The following is a 438-nucleotide window of genomic DNA, read 5'->3' as shown; positions in this document are numbered from 1 at the left end:
CAATGGTGAGTACAGCTTTACTCTGAACAACAGTAACCCGAGTGTGCAGGCTCTGACCGAAGGCGAGACGCTGACTCAGGTCTACAGCTATACCCTGACCGATGCCGATGGCGACACCAGCACCGCCAATCTGACCATTACTATCACCGGCAGCGATGATGGCATTGTCATCACCGATCTGACGCCAGCTGGCGAAGGCGGTGAAGGGGTGGTATTCGAAGATGATTTGGCCAACGGCTCGGATGCCAGCAAGGAGCCGTTGACCGTGAACGGCACTTTCAGCGTTTCGGCTCCGGATGGTCTGCAATCCATTACCATCGGTGGCGTCGTGGTCACCCTGGCACAACTGCAAGATGCAGCGGCCAATCCGGTGGCGCTGAGTAGCGGACTGGGCAATAGCCTGACCATCACCGGCTTTAGCGATGGTGTGGTGAGCTA

The 438-nt window shown here is 57.3% G+C and carries 1 protein-coding gene; it reads left to right on the top strand.

What is annotated here, in order from left to right; translation table 11 throughout:
* Positions 1-438: VCBS domain-containing protein (locus tag ACZYUB_RS16645; protein WP_463949346.1), on the top strand; the 438-nt coding region annotated here is incomplete at both ends.

The sequence above is a fragment of the Pseudaeromonas sp. HNCC25DJ182 genome, assembly GCF_055413365.1.
The sequence above is the reverse complement of the archived record's forward strand: the minus strand, read 5'-3'. Positions and strand labels throughout refer to the sequence as shown.